The organism is uncultured Veillonella sp. (assembly GCF_934190855.1).
Lineage (GTDB): Bacteria > Bacillota > Negativicutes > Veillonellales > Veillonellaceae > Veillonella.
The window spans coordinates 1-3,115 of the sequence record NZ_CAKPTN010000185.1 but is presented as its reverse complement, the minus strand read 5'-3'; the positions used below and the strand labels follow the sequence as shown (position 1 = coordinate 3,115).

At 39.2% G+C, this 3,115-nt stretch carries 3 protein-coding genes; all 3 read left to right on the top strand.

Going from position 1 to position 3,115, the window contains the following annotated elements:
- Nucleotides 1-117 precede the first annotated feature (117 nt).
- The 3 genes from Q0F90_RS08460 (at nucleotide 118) to Q0F90_RS08450 (ending at nucleotide 3,080) form a co-directional block, all read left to right on the top strand.
- Nucleotides 118-579, top strand: coding sequence for a hypothetical protein (locus Q0F90_RS08460; RefSeq protein WP_296004736.1), 462 nt, complete (start codon nucleotides 118-120; stop codon nucleotides 577-579).
- Between the two features lie 6 nt (nucleotides 580-585).
- On the top strand, nucleotides 586-1,905 hold the full coding sequence (locus Q0F90_RS08455) for an amidohydrolase (protein WP_367113428.1): 1,320 nt from the start codon (nucleotides 586-588) through the stop codon (nucleotides 1,903-1,905).
- 179 nt (nucleotides 1,906-2,084) lie between these two features.
- Nucleotides 2,085-3,080, top strand: coding sequence for a POTRA domain-containing protein (locus tag Q0F90_RS08450; protein WP_296004732.1), 996 nt, complete (start codon nucleotides 2,085-2,087; stop codon nucleotides 3,078-3,080).
- Nucleotides 3,081-3,115 lie beyond the last annotated feature (35 nt).

The following is a 3,115-nucleotide window of genomic DNA, read 5'->3' as shown; positions in this document are numbered from 1 at the left end:
CTACCGTATTAGGCGTATACTTTGGTCTATTTATTTCTCTACCGGTAATGGAAAAAGCTTACAACTTCTTTACTGGTCGTACACGTGAACAAGATTTAGCAGAGGAGGCAGCACGTCATGAGTAAAAGCGAAAAAATTACACAATTTGTTATCGTTATCTGTATTGCTGCTATCATTACTGCAGTAGGCAACGTAATGGATGGCAAACATCTATTTGGCGATAGCTTAGTAGGCGTAGCGATCTTAGCTGGTCTCGCTACTATTGGTGCTATGATTTCTTATTTGCCATATGCGAATAAATTACCTATGGTATTCTGGGTGTCTTTAGTAGGCGTTCTTGCATCCTTACCTGGTATGCCTGGTCAAGAATGGATCATCGCTAAAACTAGCCAAGTTACGTTCCTTGCTACGACAACACCTGTACTTGCTTATGCAGGCTTATCTTTAGGTAAAGACCTCGGTGCATTCCGCCGCTTGTCTTGGCGTATTATTCCAGTTGCATTAGCAGTAACAGCAGGTACTTTTATCTGTGCAACAGCATTAGCACAATTAGTACTTCATTTAGAAGGTTTAATTTAGGAGCTGATTAGCCGTATGACAAAGGAAGAAGTAAAACAACGTGTTTGTGAAGCCATTGTAGCGGCACAACCACGTTTACGTGAAATAGCTGAGTCTATTATGGCTGAGCCTGAACTCGGTTATAAAGAGGTCAAAACATCTAAGAAAGTACGGGATATGTTTGATGAGCTTGGTATTTCCTATACTACTGAACACGCTCTGACTGGCGTAAAAGGTCGTATGAAAGGCCGTGATAGCAAATATACAGTTGCTATGATTGGTGAACTAGATGCCATTCTTTGTCCGCGCCATCCTCGCGCTGACGATTTAACGGGGGCTGCACATTGCTGTGGCCACAATATTCAAATTACGAATATGTTTGCCGTAGCAATGGGCTTACAATCTGTTATGGATGAACTCGCAGGCGATGTAGTTTTATTTGCTGTTCCAGCCGAAGAAATGATTGAAGTTGATTACCGTAATAAATTGCGTGAACAAGGCAAGATTAAATATATGGGCGGTAAACAACAGCTTATTTACGAAGGTGCCTTTGACGATATCGACATGGCTATGCAAATGCACGTAGAAACAGCTAAAACTTCGGCAGGGGAAATGGGACTAGGCAGTACCTCAAATGGCTTCGTAGCTAAATTGATTGAATACCATGGTAAAGTAGCTCACGCAGCTGCTGCGCCTCACGAAGGTATAAATGCTCTTAATGCCGCTTTGATGGGCGTTATGGGAGTTAACTCCATTCGTGAAACTTTCAAAGAAAGCGACTATTTCAGATTCCATCCGATTATTAATCAAGGCGGTACATTGGTTAACTGCGTGCCTGATTATGTTCAAGTTGAAAGCTATGTACGTGCGTCTAATATCGACGCTATCGTCAACGGCAATCAACGTGTAAACCGTGCCTTAAAAGCTGGTGGTGATGCAGTAGGGGCCACTTGCGTTATTAAGGATTTACCAGGTTACTTGCCAATGCGCAACGATGAGCGCATGAATGAAATGCTACGCCAAAACTCTAATCCGTTATTTGGTGAAGAAAATGTATTCCAAGGGGATCATATGACAGCAAGTACCGATATGGGCGACGTATCTCACTTGATGCCAGTTATCCATCCTTGGGTTGGCTGTATTAATGGTGTACTACACAGCGCAGAATACGAAATCTCTGTACCTGATGTAGCATACATTAAAACAGCACAAGCCTTGGCTATGACAATCGTAGATTTACTATACGATGACGCAGCAGGTGCTAAAGATGTGTTAGACAACTTTACACCAGCATTAAACAAACAAAGCTATATTGAACTCTTAGACCGTATCGCTAAGGGTGAATAAAATAAACCACCTATCGAAGATGAATTGATTATCTTTGGTAGGTGGTTTTATAGTTTAAAGTCTCTATTGACTTTCTAAAAAAAAACAAAATATAATAAATTAGGAGTTTATTTATTATTTGTCTAAAGAGAGGATATATGAAGAAAAGAAAGCTATTTTTCTGTCTAAGTTTAGCTTGTATGCTACCAATACATATATATGGTGCTAAACCAATTGATACACAAGCACAACTAGATAGAGCAAGAGAACAGCAATTAGCGAGAGAGGCACGGCTTGGAGAGGGACGAATTACAGTACAAACAGGTGGAATCGATATTACATCTGGATCTTTAGTATCACAAGGTGGTTATACAGTACCGGCACAACAGCCAGCACATGTAGGACCATCTTTTTTTGTATCTCAAATACGTATTGTTGAAGAGCCTATTAGTCAATCTACACAATTAACATATAATGATATGACGAATTCAACTATGGATCAGACTACATTTGTAGATAATAGTTCTGCAGCAAGTTCACGTTTGATTAAAGGTCCATTGTATTATGAGGCACAGAAAAAGAAACTCCAATTAGATGTACCGAAAGAGTTTGGTTTTCTACGAAAAACAATTAAACCATTTATGAATCGTAAACTTACAGTTGAAGATGTAAATAACTTATCTACTAGATTAAATAGTGCACTTATTGAGCATGGTTATGTTACTTCTAGAATTGGCATTCCATCACAATCCTTAGCTTCAGGTAATTTACAATTCAATTTACAACTAGGTCGAGTAGAGTCTGTATTATATAAAACGTATGTACAACCATTACCCTGGGAAAATGCATTTCCTATTCGCGAAGGGGATATCTTAAACATTCGTAATATAGAGCAAGGTATAGAGCAAATGAAGCGTCTAGGCTCTCAAAATGTGTCTGTTGAGCTTGAACCTGGTTCAAAACCATTGGCTACTAATATTGTGCTTGAAACGACTAAAAAGCCACCCATTCATGGAATGGTGTCCATAGATGATTCTGGATTAAAAGAAACTGGAAAACTACAGTGGACTGCAGCAATTGGTATTGATCGAGTCTTTAATGCTAATGATTCTTTGAATTTAAGTATTAATCGAGATGCAGTTCAAGATGGTGAGCATAAAGGTACTAGAAATCATAAAGTCACCTCCACGTTATAAAAAGTAGGGAATGTAGGGAAATCCCTATTTATAGT

Coding starts and splice junctions, on each gene's coding strand:
- Q0F90_RS08460 (WP_296004736.1), top strand. CDS start 118: ATGAGTAAAAGCGAAAAAATTACACAATTTGTTATCGTTATCTGTATT.
- Q0F90_RS08450 (WP_296004732.1), top strand. CDS start 2,085: ATGCTACCAATACATATATATGGTGCTAAACCAATTGATACACAAGCA.